General features: G+C 73.5%; 16 protein-coding genes and 3 pseudogenes. 3 read left to right on the top strand and 16 right to left on the bottom strand.

What is annotated here, in order from left to right:
- Positions 1-3: 3 nt before the first annotated feature.
- The 5 genes and pseudogenes from prpB to QUE47_RS09015 all read right to left on the bottom strand — a co-directional run bounded on the left by prpB (position 4) and on the right by QUE47_RS09015 (position 6114).
- Positions 4-896, bottom strand: a pseudogene (gene prpB, locus QUE47_RS09035) (methylisocitrate lyase).
- Positions 896-2548: an MmgE/PrpD family protein gene (locus tag QUE47_RS09030; RefSeq protein ID WP_286217012.1), complete on the bottom strand. Its 1653-nt coding sequence runs from the start codon at positions 2546-2548 to the stop codon at positions 896-898. Before QUE47_RS09030 ends, prpB begins: the two are co-directional and overlap by 1 nt.
- Positions 2548-3387 carry a GntR family transcriptional regulator gene (locus QUE47_RS09025; RefSeq protein WP_286217011.1) on the bottom strand — a complete coding sequence of 280 codons (840 nt, stop codon included), beginning with the start codon at positions 3385-3387 and terminating at the stop codon, positions 2548-2550. Before QUE47_RS09025 ends, QUE47_RS09030 begins: the two co-directional genes overlap by 1 nt.
- Before the next feature lie 66 nt (positions 3388-3453).
- On the bottom strand, positions 3454-5271 hold the full coding sequence (locus QUE47_RS09020; RefSeq protein WP_286217010.1) for a hypothetical protein: 1818 nt from the start codon (positions 5269-5271) through the stop codon (positions 3454-3456).
- Positions 5272-5442: 171 nt separating this feature from the next.
- Positions 5443-6114: a hypothetical protein gene (locus tag QUE47_RS09015; protein WP_286217009.1), complete on the bottom strand. Its 672-nt coding sequence runs from the start codon at positions 6112-6114 to the stop codon at positions 5443-5445.
- Positions 6115-6263: 149 nt separating this feature from the next.
- Here QUE47_RS09015 and QUE47_RS09010 point away from each other — a divergent pair, with 149 nt between their 5' ends.
- Complete coding sequence (locus QUE47_RS09010) at positions 6264-6959, top strand: fasciclin domain-containing protein (RefSeq protein WP_286217008.1); 696 nt, start codon at positions 6264-6266, stop codon at positions 6957-6959.
- A gap of 207 nt (positions 6960-7166) precedes the next feature.
- On the opposite strand, the gene QUE47_RS17190 is transcribed toward QUE47_RS09010, so the two are convergent.
- From QUE47_RS17190 to QUE47_RS08990, 5 genes and pseudogenes are all read right to left on the bottom strand, one after another.
- Positions 7167-7295: a hypothetical protein gene (locus QUE47_RS17190; RefSeq protein ID WP_434019667.1), complete on the bottom strand. Its 129-nt coding sequence runs from the start codon at positions 7293-7295 to the stop codon at positions 7167-7169.
- Positions 7296-7351: 56 nt separating this feature from the next.
- The gene (locus QUE47_RS09005) at positions 7352-7921 is read right to left on the bottom strand and encodes a class I SAM-dependent methyltransferase (protein ID WP_434019666.1); all 570 of its coding nucleotides are present in this window, start codon (positions 7919-7921) and stop codon (positions 7352-7354) included.
- Between the two features lie 158 nt (positions 7922-8079).
- Entirely contained in the window at positions 8080-8892 is an 813-nt protein-coding gene (locus tag QUE47_RS09000) for an anti-sigma factor (RefSeq protein ID WP_286217007.1), read from the bottom strand.
- Positions 8885-9460 (bottom strand): sigma-70 family RNA polymerase sigma factor, encoded by a 576-nt coding sequence (locus QUE47_RS08995; protein ID WP_286217006.1) that lies wholly within the window; start codon positions 9458-9460, stop codon positions 8885-8887. The genes QUE47_RS09000 and QUE47_RS08995 overlap by 8 nt, the downstream gene beginning before the upstream one ends.
- 218 nt (positions 9461-9678) lie before the next feature.
- Positions 9679-10778 (bottom strand): annotated as a pseudogene (locus QUE47_RS08990) (3-deoxy-7-phosphoheptulonate synthase).
- Positions 10779-11217: 439 nt separating this feature from the next.
- Between QUE47_RS08990 and QUE47_RS08985 the strand changes: the two are divergent.
- Positions 11218-12105 (top strand): putative protein N(5)-glutamine methyltransferase, encoded by an 888-nt coding sequence (locus tag QUE47_RS08985; RefSeq protein WP_434019665.1) that lies wholly within the window; start codon positions 11218-11220, stop codon positions 12103-12105.
- Between the two features lie 10 nt (positions 12106-12115).
- Positions 12116-12613: an NUDIX hydrolase gene (locus QUE47_RS08980; RefSeq protein ID WP_286217005.1), complete on the top strand. Its 498-nt coding sequence runs from the start codon at positions 12116-12118 to the stop codon at positions 12611-12613.
- A 37-nt stretch (positions 12614-12650) separates the two neighbouring features.
- Here the strand turns inward: QUE47_RS08980 and QUE47_RS08975 are convergent.
- The 6 genes and pseudogenes from QUE47_RS08975 to QUE47_RS08950 all read right to left on the bottom strand — a co-directional run bounded on the left by QUE47_RS08975 (position 12651) and on the right by QUE47_RS08950 (position 15565).
- A pseudogene (locus QUE47_RS08975) lies at positions 12651-13384 on the bottom strand (glutamine amidotransferase).
- 79 nt (positions 13385-13463) lie between these two features.
- A complete protein-coding gene (locus QUE47_RS08970; RefSeq protein WP_286217004.1) occupies positions 13464-13649 on the bottom strand; it encodes a hypothetical protein in 186 nt (61 codons plus the stop codon).
- Positions 13643-14179, bottom strand: a complete 537-nt coding sequence (locus QUE47_RS08965; protein WP_286217003.1) for a hypothetical protein — start codon at positions 14177-14179, stop codon at positions 13643-13645. The genes QUE47_RS08970 and QUE47_RS08965 overlap by 7 nt, the downstream gene beginning before the upstream one ends.
- Positions 14176-14883, bottom strand: coding sequence for an ATP-binding cassette domain-containing protein (locus QUE47_RS08960; protein WP_286217002.1), 708 nt, complete (start codon positions 14881-14883; stop codon positions 14176-14178). The genes QUE47_RS08965 and QUE47_RS08960 overlap by 4 nt, the downstream gene beginning before the upstream one ends.
- Positions 14880-15137 carry an ATP-binding cassette domain-containing protein gene (locus tag QUE47_RS08955; RefSeq protein WP_286217001.1) on the bottom strand — a complete coding sequence of 86 codons (258 nt, stop codon included), beginning with the start codon at positions 15135-15137 and terminating at the stop codon, positions 14880-14882. The genes QUE47_RS08960 and QUE47_RS08955 overlap by 4 nt, the downstream gene beginning before the upstream one ends.
- A complete protein-coding gene (locus QUE47_RS08950) occupies positions 15134-15565 on the bottom strand; it encodes a GntR family transcriptional regulator (protein WP_286217000.1) in 432 nt (143 codons plus the stop codon). Before QUE47_RS08950 ends, QUE47_RS08955 begins: the two co-directional genes overlap by 4 nt.
- Between the last annotated feature and the right edge of the window lie 196 nt (positions 15566-15761).

The raw sequence follows: 15761 nt of genomic DNA, 5'->3' as shown, positions 1-15761 counted from the left end.
CGGTCAGGGTTCGTACGTGAAGATCTCCGAGTCGAACGTGTTGTACCCGGCGTAGTCGACGACCTCGTAGAGCCGGGCCCTCGTCTGCATCCGGTCGACCATGCCCTGCTGAGTCCCGGTCGCGGTGATCTCGTCGAGCACGCGCTCCGCCTCCCCCATCGCGCTGCGCAGCAGGGTCACCGGGTAGATGACGATCTTCGCGCCGGCGTCGGCGAGCTGGGCCGCGGTGAAGAGCTCGGACTTGCCGAACTCGGTCATGTTCGCGAGCACCGGGACGTCGACGGCGGCGGCGACGGCCTCGAACTCCGCCAGGTCCCGCATCGCCTCGGGGAACACGGCGTCGGCGCCGGCGTCCACGAGCGCCTTGGCCCGGTCGACGGCAGCAGCGAGCCCTCGGACGCCCGGACGTCGGTCCGCGCCATGACGAGGAAGTCCGGGTCGCGGCGCCCGTCGACCGCGGCCTTGATGCGCTGCACGGCGGTCGCGAGGTCGACGGTCTGCTTGCCGTCGAGGTGGCCGCACCGCTTGGGGTTGACCTGGTCCTCGATGTGGCAGCCGGCGACCCCGGCGTCCTCGAGCGTCTGGACGGTGCGCGCGACGTTCATGGGCTCGCCGAACCCGGTGTCGGCGTCGACGATCGTCGGCAGGTCGGTCGTGCGGGCGATCTGCTGCGCCCGCCCGGCGACCTCGCTGAGCGTCGTCAGCCCGATGTCGGGCAGCCCCAGGTCGGCGCTGATCACCGCGCCGGAGACGTAGACCCCCTCGAAGCCCTTCTGCTCGATCAGGCGCGCGGACAACGGGTTGAACGCGCCGGGGAGCCTGAGGATCCCGGGCGCCGCGAGCGCCTCGCGCAGCGCGACACGCTTGGCGGACGGCGTGGCCTGGGCGTACAGCATCAGCTCACCTCCGCGTCGGCCGTGCCTGGGCCGGCTGTGCTCGTGCCCGTCGCGCTCGGGTCGGCCGGGGGCGGCGGGACCGGGGCGCCCGCGCCGGACGGTGACGGGGGCGTCCGCGGGTGCTCGCGCCCGAGCTCGAACAGCCCGGGCCGTGCCGGTGCCCCGGCGAGAAGTCCTGGTCGAGCGACGACGCTGAGCTGCCGCACCTCGGCGGGCGTGAGGTCGGGCAGGCGCTGGGCGAGATCGAGGAACCGCTCGATCTCGTCCTCGACGAGCACGCCCGCGGCGAGCGAGCGGAACTTCTCGACGTACTGCTCGCGCGCGAACGGCCGCGCTCCCAGCGGGTGCGCGTCGGCGACCGCGATCTCCCGGACCAGCCGGCCGCCGTCCGACAGCTCGATCTCGACCCGGCCGCCGAACGCCTTCTCCTGCGGGTCCGTCGAGTGGTAGCGGCGCGTCCACCCCTCGTCCTCGGCCGTGGTGATCTTGTGCCAGAGCGCGACGGTATCGGGGCGGGAGGCGCGCTCGGGTGCGTAGCTGTCGACGTGGTGCCAGCCGCCGTCCTGCAGCGCGACCGCGAAGATGTACGGGATCGAGTGGTCGCGCGTCTCGCGCGAGGCCGTCGGGTCGTACTTCTGCGGGTCGTTCGCCCCGGAGCCGATCACGAAGTGCGTGTGGTGCGAGGTGTGGATGACGATCGACGCGACGGCGCGCGGGTCGGCGAGCTCGGGGTGCTCGTCGTGCAGCGCGCGGGCGAGGTCGATGAGCGCCTGCGACTGGTACTCCGCCGAGTGCTCCTTGGTGTACGTGTCGAGGATCGCGGTGCGCGGCTCGCCCTGCGACGGCAGCACGACCTCGTAGCGGGCGTCGGGCCCGTCGAGGAGCCGGGCGACGACGCCGTCCTCGCCTTCGTAGATCGGCTCGGGCGACGTCTGGCCACGCATCGCCCGGTCGACGGCCTCGATCGCGACCTTGCCGGCGAAGGCGGGGGCGTAGGCCTTCCACGTGGAGATCTGACCCTTGCGGGACTGCCGGGTCGCGGTGGTCGTGTGCAGGGCCTGGCCGATCGCCTGGAACACCGTCTCGGTGTCGAGCTCGAGCATGGTGCCGATGCCGGCGGCGACCGACGGGCCGAGGTGGGCGACGTGGTCGATCTTGTGGGCGTGCAGGCTCACGGCCCGCACGAGGTCGACCTGCACCTCGTACCCGGTGACGATGCCGCGCAGCAGCGACGCGCCGTTCGCGCCGACGTGCTGCGCGACGGCCAGGAGCGCCGGGATGTTGTCGCCGGGGTGCGAGTACTCGGCGGCCAGGAAGGTGTCGTGGAAGTCGAGCTCCCGGACCGCCACGCCGTTCGCCCAGGCGGCCCACTCGGGGCTCGCCCCGGTGGCGAGGGTCGTGCCGGAGACGGTCGACCCCGGGACGTACGGGTGCGCGAGGGCCTGGGCGCGGGCCGCGACGACCGGGGCCCGCGTCAGTGAGGCGGCCGTCACCGCGGCGTTGTCGATGATGCGGTTGATCACCATGTCGGTGACCTCGGCGGTCGGCTCGACCGGGTCGGTCGCGAGCTCGGCCAGCACCCACGCCAGCTGGTCCTCGCGGGCGAGGTGCTCGGCGCTCGGGTGGACGGTGAGGACGACGGTCCTGGGCATCAGCTCTCCTTCTCGACGGTTGCGGCGGCGAACGCGGCCGCGGCGAGCTCACCGGAGCGGTCGACGTGCCGGCGCATCGCGGCCTCCGCCCGGTCCGGGTCTCCGGACGCGATCGCCTCGGCGACCGCGCGATGCTCCTCGATGTGGTCGGTGCCGCCCATGCGCTCGTGCGCGGCGAGCGCCCGGTAGCGGTCCACGTGCCCGCGGATCTGGCGCAGGAGCGCCGCTCCCCACCGGTTCGCGGCGACCCGCTCGATGAGCCCGTGGAACTCGCCACCGATGCGCAGCACCTCGGTCTCGTCGTCGTGCATGCGCTCCATGAGGTCGACGAGCCGCTCGAGCTCGGCGACGTCCGCCGCGGTCGCGCGCAGGCACGCGTCCCGGGCCAGCAGGCCCTCGAGACGTGACCGGACGTCGTAGACCCTCCCGAGGTCTCCGGCGTCGAGCGGTGCGACGCACATGCCGCCGGTCGCCTGCTGCTCGACGAGGTCCTCGGCCTGGAGCAGGCGCAGCGCCTCCCTGACCGGCGTGCGGCTCACTCCGAGGCGCTCGGCGAGGACGGGCTCGGTCAGCCGCTCCCCCGGTGCGAGGTCGCCGGCGACGATCTCGGCGCGCAGGTGCTCGTACACGAGGCGCGCGCCCGACTGGCGGCGCACCCCGAGCTCCGGTCCGATGCCGAGACCCGGCAGGTCCGCGGCGATCCGGGTGCGCGAGCCCGAGGCGACCGGACGCTCGACGGTCCCGCTGTCGCGAGGGTCCTCGGCCGACGGACCCGGCGTATCCGTAGTGTCGGGCGGGTCCGTCACGGTGGGCCGTTCGGGGGCCGGCGTCGTCGTCATGGCCCCATGATGCGGCATTGCACACCTGTATACAACCCTCGCCGACCAGCTCGGTTCTCGGGCCGCCTACCTCCGGAACGCGTCGCGCACGTTCACCACGAGGAGCAGCACCGCGGCCGCCACGAAGCCCCACCCGAGGATCACGCGCCAGTCGGACACGAGGAAGTACAGGCCCACGACCACCGCCGCCGCGACGACGACCCTGCCGAGGGTCGCCAGGAACCGGCCGCGGGCGAAGCCCTCGACCAGCAGCAGGAACACGAGCCAGAACATCGCCATCAGGGTCGCGCTCACGCCCACGGTCGGGAGGATCACGAGCCCTGCGGCGTAGAGGATCACCGGCGTGCTGACGACGGCCCACCCCGCGAGCACCCGGCTCCGCCGGGCCGAGACCGGCGGCAGCGGGGTCTGGCGGTGGCGCAGATGTGCGTGAGGGCCAGGATCGGCGCCGGACTCGGCGCCGGGATCGGTGCCGGACTCGGCGCCGGGCTTGCCCGCCGAGGCCTCCAGCACGGACAGCTCGTCGCGCCGCCTCGCGCGCTCCATCTGCAGGTCGAGCACCCGACGTTCCTCGTCGGCGAGCGCCCTGACCGCGGGCGACGCGGGCGCCAACCCGGCGGCGGCGCGCTCCAGCCCGCGACGACCCTCGTCGATCTCCTCCGCGAGCGTGGCGAGGCGCAGCTCCAGCTCGGCGGTCCGGTCCCGCACCAGCGCCGCCTCGACGGACGGGTTCGGGGCCACCTTCGCCAGTCCCGCCCAGCCGATCGGGTCCGCCCAGGACTCGCGGATCGTGCCGTCCCGCTCGTAGCGGGGACCCGCCGGGCCGCGTTCCCCGCCGAGCCGGTCTCGCGTGTCCTGTCCCCAGAGCCCCCGGAACCCGTGCACCCACCCGGTGCTCTCGTCGATCACGTCGCGGCGCCACGGGTCCCCGCCGGGGCCGATCACTCGTCCGTCCCCGCGGGCGTAGTCCACGTACGGGAGCCCGACGCCGGAGCGGTTCGCGTTCACGGACCAGGGGGTGAGGACCCGTGCCACCTTCCGGACACCCTCGAAGAACCCGCCCCAGGACGGCGGCCGGACGCTGATCAGGTAGTCACCGGCCAGGTACGCGCCCGAGTGCGACCCGGCGCCCGCGTGCACCACGGGGTGCCGGCCGTCCACGAGGCTCAGGTCGGGGTCGTCCCACCGACGACGCAGGTCGTCGCCGGTCTCGTCGTGTGCGGAGAAGACGACCCAGCGCGGGGCCGGCAGGCCGACGTCGTCCGCCTCGCCCACGCCGTCGAGGTAGACGGTCACCTGCTCCCAGTCGGCCTCGTGCTCGTTGACTCCGCCGAACCCGGAACGCCAGTTGTTGAACGAGTAGAAGAACCAGTACTGGCACACGATCCAGCTGCCGTCGCGCACGACCCTGCCGTAGTAGGTCGGCTCGTCCGGGGCCAGGTGGTCACGCTGCAGCAGGAACGACGCGGCCGCGCTGCCGCCGGGCACGCTGCCCCGGAACACCAGGGAGACCCGGTTGAGCGCGTCGACGAGGCGCGCCACCAGGCCCACGGCAGCGAGCCGGCTCCCGCCCTGCAGGCGAGGCGGCCGGGCGGCGTGCGGGATCGTCACGCGCCGTCGCTCGGCACCGGTCACCACCCCGGACAGGGACTCGACGACCTCCGGGGTTCCGGCGCCGCGCCGGGCGAGGACGTCGAGGTCCACGGTCCCGGGCTCGGCGACCAGAGTGCTCTCGTCGCCCTCGGGGGCGGTCCACAACGCCGCGCGCTGCACGTACCGGTCGACGGACACCGGGTAGAAGTACTCGCCCTTCGTGAACCGGACCGCCGGCTCGAACGCGCGCAGGAGCTCCAGGTCGTCGACCGGCGAATCCTCGTCACCCACGCGCTCGGCCTCCTCGCCAGGGGTCGGCGACCGGGCAGGCGCAGCGACGCCACAGCCCGTCCGTCGGGATCCGGAGCCCGAGTGACCCTTCGCCAGATCGTAGGCCGTCGGGGTCCGGGTCCGCGCGGGTCGGGGCCGCGCAGACCGGTCACGCCGCAGCCCGGCGGCGGATCACCCGACGACTGTGGTCACGAGCCGTGTCGCCGTCGGCCGCGGAGGGCTCGAACCGAAGCCGAACCGCACCGGTGGGGCCACATCACGCAGGGCCCCGAGGGCCTCGCCGTCCCACGACGCCTCGACCGCCACGATCGCGTGGGAGTCCGTCGCCCCGTAGGACTCGTGCCGCCCCGCCCCTGCGCTCCCCCGCGTGCGAACCCCGCGCAGCGCGAGGCGCGCGACCGGGTCCGTGACGCGCGCAAAATCGGCCGAGGTCGCGAGCGCCCGCGGGACGAGGCGCAGGACCCGGCCGTACGCCGTCCGACCCCCGGTCCAGACGTCCGCCGCGAGCGGCCCGGCCCGCAGGACGAGGTGAGCGGGATGGGCGAGGTGCGCGACGCCGTCCGACCCCTCCCCACCGATCTCGGTACCGACGACGACCGCGCTCACCGCGGTCCGCACGACCTCGTCGAACCGGTAGGTCTCGGCGACGAAGTCCGCGACCTCCGGGGGTGCGACCAGGACCCGGTGGCCGTCGCCGCGCTCGACCATCACGTCCGCGAAGGCGCCGAACGGCGACCGGACCCACCGCCCCACGACGACCCGCGTGCCGGACGACGTCCCGAACGCCAGGATCTCGCCGTCGAACCTCCGTCGGGGCTGCCTCTCGGTGTGGGGATCGTCCATCCCCCGATCCTCCCCCGCAATGGCACCCGCCGCGCTGCCGGGGCCCGACAAGAACTCGCGACCATCCCGACCCATCCGGCCCTCGGGCCTCTCCGAACCACCGGTGACACGCCCCGCAGAACGCAGGGCGACGACGACAGGAGAGACCGATGAACGTTCGTACCCGTTCCGCCGCCGCCAGCTTCGCCGCCCTCGCCGTGTTCGGCCTCGCGGCCTGTTCCTCGTCCGACACCGCGAACGACGCGGCCGCCGACGACACCGCCGCCGAGGCTCCCGCCGAGGAGTCGGCGATGCCCGAGGAGACCATGGACGACATGGACGACGAGATGGCCGACGACGACATGGACCCGGCCGCCAACCTCGTCGGTGCGGGCTGCACCGAGTACGCCACCGCCGTCCCGGACGGAGACGGCTCGATCGACGGCATGGCCCAGGACCCGGTCGCCGTGGCCGCGTCGAACAACCCGCTGCTGACCACCCTCGTCTCCGCCGTCTCGGGCGAGCTGAACCCCGACGTCAACCTCGTCGACACGCTCAACGGCGACGAGTTCACCGTCTTCGCGCCGGTCGACGACGCATTCGCGAAGATCGACGCCGAGACCATCGAGACGCTCAAGACGGACAGCGACCTGCTGACCAAGATCCTCACCTACCACGTGGTGCCCGGCCAGATCGCGCCCGACGAGATCGTGGGCGACCACGACACCGTCGAGGGCGGCACCGTCACCGTCTCGGGCGAGGGCGACGAGCTCATGGTCGACGACGCCAACGTGATCTGCGGTGGCGTGCAGACCGCGAACGCCACGGTCTACCTGGTCGACTCGGTGCTCATGCCGGCCATGTGACCCGAGCCTGACCCCGGCACGGCCCGCCGACCTTCGGGCAGGCCGTACCGGACCTCGACAGCCCGGCCTCCGCACCCCTCGGTGCGGTGGCCGGGCTTCGTCGTGCGCGCGGCCAGTCGTCAGGCCGGCGGGCGGGTCCAGCCCGGCGGTCCGGTCGGCCGGTCCGGTCACCCGGTCCGGTCGTGCGGGGTGCCGGACGGCGCGGCGTCAGTCGGGCCGGCGCGCCTCGACCAGGTGACGGGCCGAGTGGGCGACGAACGGGCCGTCGGCGCGGATCTGCGCGTCGAGCTCGCGGAGGCGGTCGCGGTAGGCGTCGACCGTGAACCCGGGCACCATCCAGACGACCTTGCGAAGGAAGTGCACGACCGCGCCGACGTCGAAGAACTCGACCCTCAGCCGCTCGGCGCGCAGGTCGACGATCTCCAGGCCCGCCTCGCGTGCGCCCTTCGCCTCGTCGTCGGGGTGCCGGCCGCGGCGCGCCTCCGGCTGCGGACCGAGGAAGTACTCCACCAGCTCGAAGACGCTCGCCGGCCCCACGTGCTGGGCGAGGTACGTCCCCCGGGGCGCAGCACCCGGTGGATCTCGGACCACCACGGCACGACGGGGTGGCGGCTCGTCACGAGGTCGAACGCCGCGTCGCCGAACGGCAGCGGCGGCTCGTCGTGGTCGGCGACGACGGCCACGCCCCGCGGGTGCAGCAGCGCCGTCGCCGCGGCGACGTTCGGCGGCCAGGACTCGGTCGCGACCATGAGGCGCGGCAGGGTCACCGCCGACGCCAGCACCTCACCCCCGCCGGTCTGCAGGTCGAGCGCGGCGTCGACCGTGCCGAGCCGCTCGGCCATCAGCCGCGCGTAGCCCCAGGACGGACGCTCCTCGGTCGCCCGACCGTCGAACCAGGAGAAGTCCCAGCCGTCGGTCGGGGCGGCGTCCGCCTCGGCGACGAGCTCATCGAAGGTGCGCATGACGACATCGTGCCGCACGCGGCATCGTCCGCGGTGGTGGGTGCGGGCCGGCGCGGGCGGGCGCGAGCTTGGTCTCCCGGGCGCACGGGTGCCGTGACCGGGCGCCGTCCGGCGATGTCTCGAGCGCCGCCCGGCTTCGTCCAGAACTTGCCGTCGGGCTACGTCTCGAGCGCGACGATCGGGTCGGACGTCGGCTGGTCGGATCCGCCCTCGGGTTCGAGCGTCATCGCGACGACCTCGCCATCGGCGCCCTCGACGAGAGCCTGCGAGACGGCGTCCGACGTGTCGAGCAGCCCGGCCGAGGTGATGCCGGCCTCGGCGACGATCCAGAGCTGGTAGTCCTCGTCGTCCGCGGCCTCCGGGAGGCCGGAGGCCGTGAAGAGGACGTCGCCGCCCGAGACGAGCGCGCTCGCCTCGCCGCCGCCCGCGACCGTGCTTGTCACCAGACGCGCGTCGGGATCGGCCAGCATGTCCGCGACGCGGGTCGCCTGGGCCTCGAGGCGCACCTGCGTCTGACGGCTGTCGACCGCGATGCCCGTGGGCACGCCGACCGCGACGACCGCGACCGCGGCCACGGCGGCGAGCCGCCAGCTGCGCTTTCGCCGCTCGCGGGCCGCCGCCATCGACACGACGTTCGAGCCCTCAGGGCCCGCGGCGACGTCGGCCGCGTGTCCGGGACGATCCCCGGTCGACGGATCGACCGCGGCGTAGGGGTTCGCGCCGTCGTCCGAGGTGGCGCCGCCGATCGCGGCGAGCGTCGCCGCGCGCAGCTCGGCCGGAGGCTCGGTGTCGACGACGAAGGCACCGACGGTCTCCCGGTACTCGTCGAGGGCTCGCCGCGCGTCGGCGTCGTCCGCGAGGAGCCGGTCGACCTGGCGCCGCTCGAGGTCGTCGAGGGCATCGAGGGCGTAGAGAGGCAGGAGGTCCCAGGCCTCGCGCGTCGCAGACCGTCCCAGTGTCTCGTCAGCCATGGTTCACCCCCAGGCAGTCGCGCAGCCGGCTGAGCCCGTCGCGGATCCGGGACTTCACGGTCGGCAGGGCCGCACCGAGGTCCTCGGCCACCTCGCGGTACGTGCGCTCGCCGTAGTAGGCGCGCACGACGGACTCGCGCTGCGTCTCGGTGAGGGTGTCGAGGCAGTCGCGGACCGCGGCCCGCTCGAAGGCGCTGTCGACCTCCTCCGCGACCACGTCGCGCTCCCTGCCGACGGCGCTCGCGTCGAGGTCCTTCTGGTCCCGGGCGCGCCGCGCCTGCTCGGACCGCACGCGGTCGATGGCACGGCGTCGGGTGAGGGTGACGGCCCAGGTGCGCGCGGACGCGCGCGTCGCGTCGAAGCGCTCCGCCGTCTGCCACATCTCGACCATCACCTCCTGGGTCACCTCGGCCGCGTGGTCCCTGTCCCTCAGGACCGCCAGGGCGGCTCCGAAGACGGACGGGGACAACGCGTCGTAGACCGGGCCGAACGCGTCGGAGTCACCCCCGGCGCACGCCGCGAGCGCGGCGTCCACCGCGTTCGGGTCGCTCGTCCTCACGTGTGGCACGGGCCCAGTCTGCCTCAGACCGGACATCTACGGTTCGACACCGACCGGCACCCGGATGGGTGTCGGGCCGCCGGGACTTCGGTGCGCGGTCCGGACGCGGTCGGTGCGCGGTCGTCCTGGTGCGCCGAACCGGCGATCCGAGCACGCCGAACCGGTGATCAGGTGTGATCCAGGGGCCGGGATCGAACCTGATCGCCGGTTCGGCGGAGGGGCTCGGGTCAGAGGGCTCGGCGGGCCCGGACGGCACCGGCCAGCACGTCGAGCAGCTCGGCCGTCGTGTCCCAGTCCATGCACTTGTCGGTCACGGACTTGCCGTACTCCAGCCCGGACGGCGCCGGGTCCTGCGCGCCCGCGACGAGGAACGACTCGAGCATCAGACCCGTGATGCCCTGCTCCCCTCCGCGAGCCGCGCGGCGACCTCGCGGACGACCTCGGCCTGGCGCACATGGTCCTTGTTCGAGTTGCCGTGCGAGGCGTCGACGACGACGCCGTGCTCGACGGCCCCGCCGAGGGCCGAGGTGCGGGCGATCTCGAGAGCGGCAGCGACGTCGTCCGACCCGTAGTTGGGGCCGCCCCGCCCGCCGCGGAGGATCACGTGGCAGTCGGGGTTGCCGGCGGTCTCGACCGCGGCGGCGCGGCCCGCGGAGTCCATGCCGAAGAAGGTGTGCTCGCTCGCCGCGGTGATGCAGCCGTCGACGGCGATCCGGACGTCGCCGTCGGTCGCGTTCTTGAACCCGACCGGCATCGACAGGCCCGACGCGAGCTGGCGGTGCACCTGGCTCTCGGCGTTGCGCGCCCCGATCGCGCCCCAGGAGACGGCGTCGGCGATGTACTGCGGCGAGGTGGGCTCGAGGAACTCGGACGCCGCGGGCACCCCGGCGTCGAGGACGCCGAGCAGCACCTCGCGGGCGAGGCGCAGGCCTGTGCGGACGTCGTGCGTGCCGTCGAGCTGCGGGTCGTTGATGAGGCCCTTCCACCCGACCGTCGTGCGCGGCTTCTCGAAGTAGACGCGCATGACGACGACGAGGTCGTCCGAGACCTCCGCGGCGACCGCGGCCAGGCGACGCGCGTAGTCGAGCGCGGCGACCGGGTCGTGCACGGAGCACGGGCCGACGATGACGACGAGGCGGTCGTCGTCCCCCGCGAGGACGTCACGGACAGCAGCGCGGGACGACGTCACGAGCTCGGAGCGCGCGTCGCCCAGCGGCATGTCGGCGAGCACGTCCGCGGGGGCGGGCAGCGGGTCGAGGGCCCGGATGCGCAGGTCGTTCGTCGAGGCGCGGTCCGTGTAGTCGGGGGTCGAGGTCACGTCGCCCATCGTCGCACCGGTCTCGGCGACAGAGGTATCGGGTGTCAGTGTCTGGTCCGGCTGGTCCGGCTGGTCCGGCTGGTCCGGACCGCGAGGCTCGTCGAGGGCCGGGTCGAGGGGTGCTGTGCGCTGGCTGACGGTCGGGGCGGTCATGATCTCTCCTGGTCGGGACGTGCGGCGGTGGGTGACGGACCGCTCACCGCATCCATGCCCGGACCGGCCCGTCGATACGACGAAGGGCCCGGACGCGGTGTGCGTCCAAGGCCCTGTGCTGGCTCCGGTGGGGTGTGTCGGTCAGGCGCGCGCCCGCTCGGCCCCACCAGGAGCCGGCGTAAAGCGCCAATACCAACGGATGTCCACGGCAGGAACGTAGCACGGTGGCCGGTTCCGTCCACGGGATTCCGGTATTCGGACGACGTCCCTCGGGTCGCGCACCTAGCCTGGGTGCGTGGTTCCCACCCTGAGCAGCCCCGAACCGGCAGGTCCGTCGAGCGAGCCGCAGGGCGCGACCGCCCGGGCCGCGGCGGGCCCGACGGACGTCGTCGCCACCCTGCGGGCCGCCGGCAGCGTGTACGCCGAGGACGAGGCGTCCCTCCTCCTCGACGCGGCCGCGGGGCTGGACGACCTCCGTTCGATGGTCGCCCGTCGCATCGCGGGTGAGCCGCTCGAGCTCGTGATCGGGTGGGCGGCGTTCTGCGGGCTGCGCGTCGCGGTCGCCCCGGGCGTGTTCGTGCCCCGGCGGCGTACGGAGGCGCTGGCCGTCGAGGCCGTCCTGCTCGCCCGGGAGGCGGCAGCCCCCGGCCGCGGCCACGGGTCGGACGACGTCCCGTGCGTCGTCGACCTCTGCTGCGGCTCCGGCGCGATCGGGTTCGTCGTGGCGACGGCGCTCGAAGGCCGGCTCGAGCTCCACGCGGCCGACGTCGAACCGGCGGCCGTGGCCTGCGCCCGGACCAACCTCGAGGGCTTCGCGGGGACCGTCCACGAGGGAGACCTGTTCGACGCCCTCCCGGAGCACCTGCGCGGGCGCGTCGACGTCCTGGCCGCCAACGTCCCGTACGTCCCGACGGACGAGATCGAGCTCCTGCCGCCCGAGGCGCGGCTCCACGAACCGCGCGTGACGCTCGACGGCGGGGCGGACGGGCTCGACCTCCTGCGACAGGTCGCGGCCGGTGCGACCGAGTGGCTCGCGCCCGGCGGCGGCGTGGTCGTCGAGACCAGCGAGCGCCAGCGGGACGCCGCGGTCGCGGCCTTCACCGACGCCGGGCTGACCGCCGTCGTGGAGACGGACGAGGAGATCGGGGCGACCGTCGTCGTCGGCCGGCTCGCACTCCCCTAGGCTCACCACCATGCCGATCCCCGAGTTCATCACGTCACTGCGGAGCCGGATCGGGACCGACCTGCTCTGGCTTCCCGGAGTGACGGCCGTCGTCCTGCACCCCGACGGGCGCGTCCTGCTCGGGCGACGCTCCGACACGGGGCACTGGGCGCTGATCAGCGGCATCCTCGAGCCGGGCGAGGACCCGGCGGTCGGGCTCGCGCGCGAGGTGCTCGAGGAGACCGGCGTCGAGGTCACCGTGGAGACGCTGGCGTCCGTGGTGGCGTCCGACGTCGTCACCTATCCCAACGGCGACCGCGCGATGTACCTCGACCACACGTTCGTGTGCCGGCCCGTCTCCGCGGCGTCCGCGGACGGTGCGCACGTCGCGGACGACGAGTCGCTCGACGTCGGATGGTTCGAGCTCGGCGATCTGCCGGACGACCTGCAGCAGACCAGCCGCGACCGCCTCGGTCACGCGGTCCGCGCGCTCACGGAGCCGGACCGGGGCACGTACTTCGTCCGCTGAGCGTGGCCGCCGTGCCTCACCGTCGAGCGGGCGACGCTCAGCTCCGGGCGTAGCGCTCCACGAACGACCGCAGCAGGCGGTGCGGCACTGTCACGTCGCCCGCATAGACCCGCGCGATGACCTGCTCGGCCTCGTCGGGCGGGAAATACCCGTGCTGGCGGTAGATGCGGATCCGTTCGGCGATCCCGTCCGCGTCGAGCTCCGGGTGGAACTGCGTCGCGAACAGGTTCTCCCGGACCCGGAACATCTGGACCGGGCACTTGTCGGAGGTCGCGAGCAGGACGGCGTGCTCCGGAAGGGTTCGGCACGCCTCCTTGTGCCCGACGTAGGCGTCGAAGACGTCGGGCATGTCCGCGAGCAGCGGCTCGTCGCGACCCGCGTCGGTGACGGCGACCTGGATCGGCCCGACCTCCTCGCCGTAGTGCTCGTCGATCACGGCGCCCTGGTGCAGACCCAGGGTCCCGACGCCGTAGCAGGCCCCGAAGAACGGGAAGTCGCGGTCGACGATCTCGTCGAGCAGCGGCTTGAGCTCCTTCTCGACACGCACCTGGTCGGCCGACTTCTCGTGCTCGGGCGTGCTCGCGTTGTACGGGCTGCCCCCGACGAACACCCCGGAGTAGTCGTCGAGGTCGATCGCCGGCAGCGGCGCGGCCTCCATGCGCACCTGGTGCAGCTCGTCGCGCTCCAGCCCCCGAACCTCAGGAAGGCCGCGTGCTCGCCGTCGGCGGCGAGGTCCTCCGCCCTGGAGGCGAGCAGCAGGAAGGGCTTCATGCCCGGGAGCCTAGGGCGCGCTCGCGCGCCCCGCCCGCCAGGACGCCCGTCGCGACCGGCCGCCGTCCGCCCACCGAGGTCACCCGGAGGACGACCGGACCTGCAGGTCCCGAAGCAGGAACCACACCGCCGCCGCGGAGACGGCGAGGGCGAGCGCGCTGCCCGCGACCACGACCGCCGTGGACGGGAGCTCGAGACCGGTGACGAGCCCCGCCGCCGACGCGTACTCGGCGAGCGCGGGCGGCAGCAGCAGGACGATCAGCACCCCGGTCCCGCGCCAGCCGCCGAACCGGTAGTAGCCGAGGGCGATCGCGTTGCCGGCGAAGACGTAGACGATGCAGAGCGCGATCTGCGTGCCCAGGAACGCGAGGATCGGCAGGGCCTCCCCGTGCCGACGCCCAGCAGATCGAGCACCCACGGCTGCAGCAGGACCACCAGGGTCGCGGCAGCAGCGAACATGACGCCCACCGCGGCTCCCCCGACGAGGAACCCGCGGGTCAGCGTGCGCCGTGTCCCGCCGGCCGCCAGGTGCACGGGCATGAGCATCAAGGGCAGCAGGATCCCCATGACGAAGAGGAAGAACCGCGCCGACCCTGCCGGGCCGGTGGCGGGGTTGATCCCGACCCCGTCGTTGCTCACCTCGATGACGACGATGATCGCGGCGCCGACCACGGCGACGGCGAAGTACCAGATGCCGATGTACCAGGTCCCACCGATCACATAGTTGGTGACCGCGCGCGTGGCGCGCCGCTCGTGGACGGCGACCGCTTCCTGGCGTTCGTCGAGGGTGGTCATCGTGCCTCCTCCTGGCGTGCGTCGGCAGGGCTCCCCGCGGCGACCGCGGCCGCCTGCTCGGGTCTCGTGAGGTGGACGAACAGGTCCTGGATCCCGACTCCCGTGAGCTCCAGGCCGTCGCCCACCGCAGCGGATCGTTCGTCGACGCTGAACGTCCCGAGGACGGCGACCTGCGCCGTGCGACCCAGCCTTTGCTCGGCGAGGACCCGTCGGGCCCCGACGTGCCGGGCGACGACGTCGGCCGGTCCCGTCAGGCGCGTCCCGCGTCCGCGCAGGTCCTCCGCAGGCTCGCTGAGCAGCGTGCGACCGCGATCGAGGACGACGACGTGCTCGAACAGCCGCTCGACCTCCTCGATCAGGTGGCTGGAGAGGATGATGGTGCGCGGGTGCTCCGCGTAGTCGGCGAGCAGCAGGTCGTAGAACGCATACCGGCTGGGCGCGTCCATGCCCAGGTAGACCTCGTCGAAGATCGTCAGCGGCGCCCGCGAGGCGAGGCCGACGGCGGCCGCGACGGCGGACTTCTTGCCCCGCGAGAGCGAGTCGTACTTCGCACGACGGTCGACCTCGAGCGCGTCGAGCACGTGGTCGGCGAGGTCGACGTCCCAGGCGGGCCGCAACAGCTCGTAGTGCGACAGGGAGCTCGAGACGCGCTCGTCGCCCCACACGTCGCCGGCCTCACGGACGAGCTGGACGTTCATGCTCACCCACGGGTTCTCGAACGGTTCGGCGAGCCCGCCGGGCTCCCCGACGAGGATCTCCCCGCGACCGGTCGCCGGAATCCGGCGAGCAAAGAGAGCAGGGTCGTCTTCCCGGCGCCGTTGCGACCGAGCAGGCCGGTGATGCTGCCCGCCGGGATGTACAGGTCGGCGTGGTCGAGGGCGGGCTCGCCGTCGCGGTCGTAGCGCACGACGACGTCGCGCGCCTCGACGGCGAACGGCTCCACGAGTTCGGTCGTCATGGGTTCACCTCGTCGGTGTCGGTCGGGTGGTCGGCAGAGGCGCCGTCGGCAGAGGCGCCACCGTCGCCGGTGGCGGCGGCTCGTCGTCGGACGTGGTCGAGGAGGGCCGCCATGGGGATGCCGAGGACCTCGGCGCGGTCGAGCGCGGGGTCCAGGACCTGCTCGACGTACGCGGCGCGGTGGTCGGCGAGGAGGCGCGCGTGCGCGCCTGGCGCGACGAACATGCCCACGCCGCGCCGCTTGTAGAGCACTCCCTCGTCGACGAGCCCGGAGAACGCCTTGGCAGCGGTGGCTGGGTTGATGCGGAACGTCGTCGCGAACTGCGTGGTGGACATGACCTGTTCCTCCTCCCGGAGCTCCCCGGAGAGAACCTGGGCACGGAGATGATCGGCGATCTGCACGTAGATCGGCTCGGTGCCGTCGAACATCACGCCTCCCGGTTCAGTGGTTCATTACTTGACTAATGAACCATAGAACGCGACCCGGCGCAAGCCTGTCCTTCACGAGGAGAGCGATCTCGGCGCGGAGACGACAGGACCCGGCCGGGCAACGCCCGACCGGGTCCTCTCGTTCACGCCGTGCCGTGCGACCGCCCGTCGGGCCGCTACACGCACTCAGGGGGCG

The organism is Paraoerskovia sediminicola (assembly GCF_030296575.1).
Taxonomy (GTDB): Bacteria; Actinomycetota; Actinomycetes; order Actinomycetales; family Cellulomonadaceae; genus Paraoerskovia; species Paraoerskovia sediminicola.
Note: the sequence above shows the minus strand (reverse complement) of the source record. Positions and strands in the feature narration are given on the sequence as shown.

What these genes read in the sequence shown, in the direction of transcription:
- QUE47_RS09030 (WP_286217012.1), bottom strand. Translation starts at nt 2,548, where the DNA reads ATGCCCAGGACCGTCGTCCTCACCGTCCACCCGAGCGCCGAGCACCTC.
- QUE47_RS09025 (WP_286217011.1), bottom strand. Translation starts at nt 3,387, where the DNA reads ATGACGACGACGCCGGCCCCCGAACGGCCCACCGTGACGGACCCGCCC.
- QUE47_RS09015 (WP_286217009.1), bottom strand. Translation starts at nt 6,114, where the DNA reads ATGGACGATCCCCACACCGAGAGGCAGCCCCGACGGAGGTTCGACGGC.
- QUE47_RS09010 (WP_286217008.1), top strand. Translation starts at nt 6,264, where the DNA reads ATGAACGTTCGTACCCGTTCCGCCGCCGCCAGCTTCGCCGCCCTCGCC.
- QUE47_RS17190 (WP_434019667.1), bottom strand. Translation starts at nt 7,295, where the DNA reads ATGGTGCCCGGGTTCACGGTCGACGCCTACCGCGACCGCCTCCGCGAG.
- QUE47_RS09005 (WP_434019666.1), bottom strand. Translation starts at nt 7,921, where the DNA reads ATGCGCACCTTCGATGAGCTCGTCGCCGAGGCGGACGCCGCCCCGACC.
- QUE47_RS09000 (WP_286217007.1), bottom strand. Translation starts at nt 8,892, where the DNA reads ATGGCTGACGAGACACTGGGACGGTCTGCGACGCGCGAGGCCTGGGAC.
- QUE47_RS08980 (WP_286217005.1), top strand. Translation starts at nt 12,116, where the DNA reads ATGCCGATCCCCGAGTTCATCACGTCACTGCGGAGCCGGATCGGGACC.
- QUE47_RS08965 (WP_286217003.1), bottom strand. Translation starts at nt 14,179, where the DNA reads ATGACCACCCTCGACGAACGCCAGGAAGCGGTCGCCGTCCACGAGCGG.
- QUE47_RS08955 (WP_286217001.1), bottom strand. Translation starts at nt 15,137, where the DNA reads ATGACGACCGAACTCGTGGAGCCGTTCGCCGTCGAGGCGCGCGACGTC.
- QUE47_RS08950 (WP_286217000.1), bottom strand. Translation starts at nt 15,565, where the DNA reads ATGTTCGACGGCACCGAGCCGATCTACGTGCAGATCGCCGATCATCTC.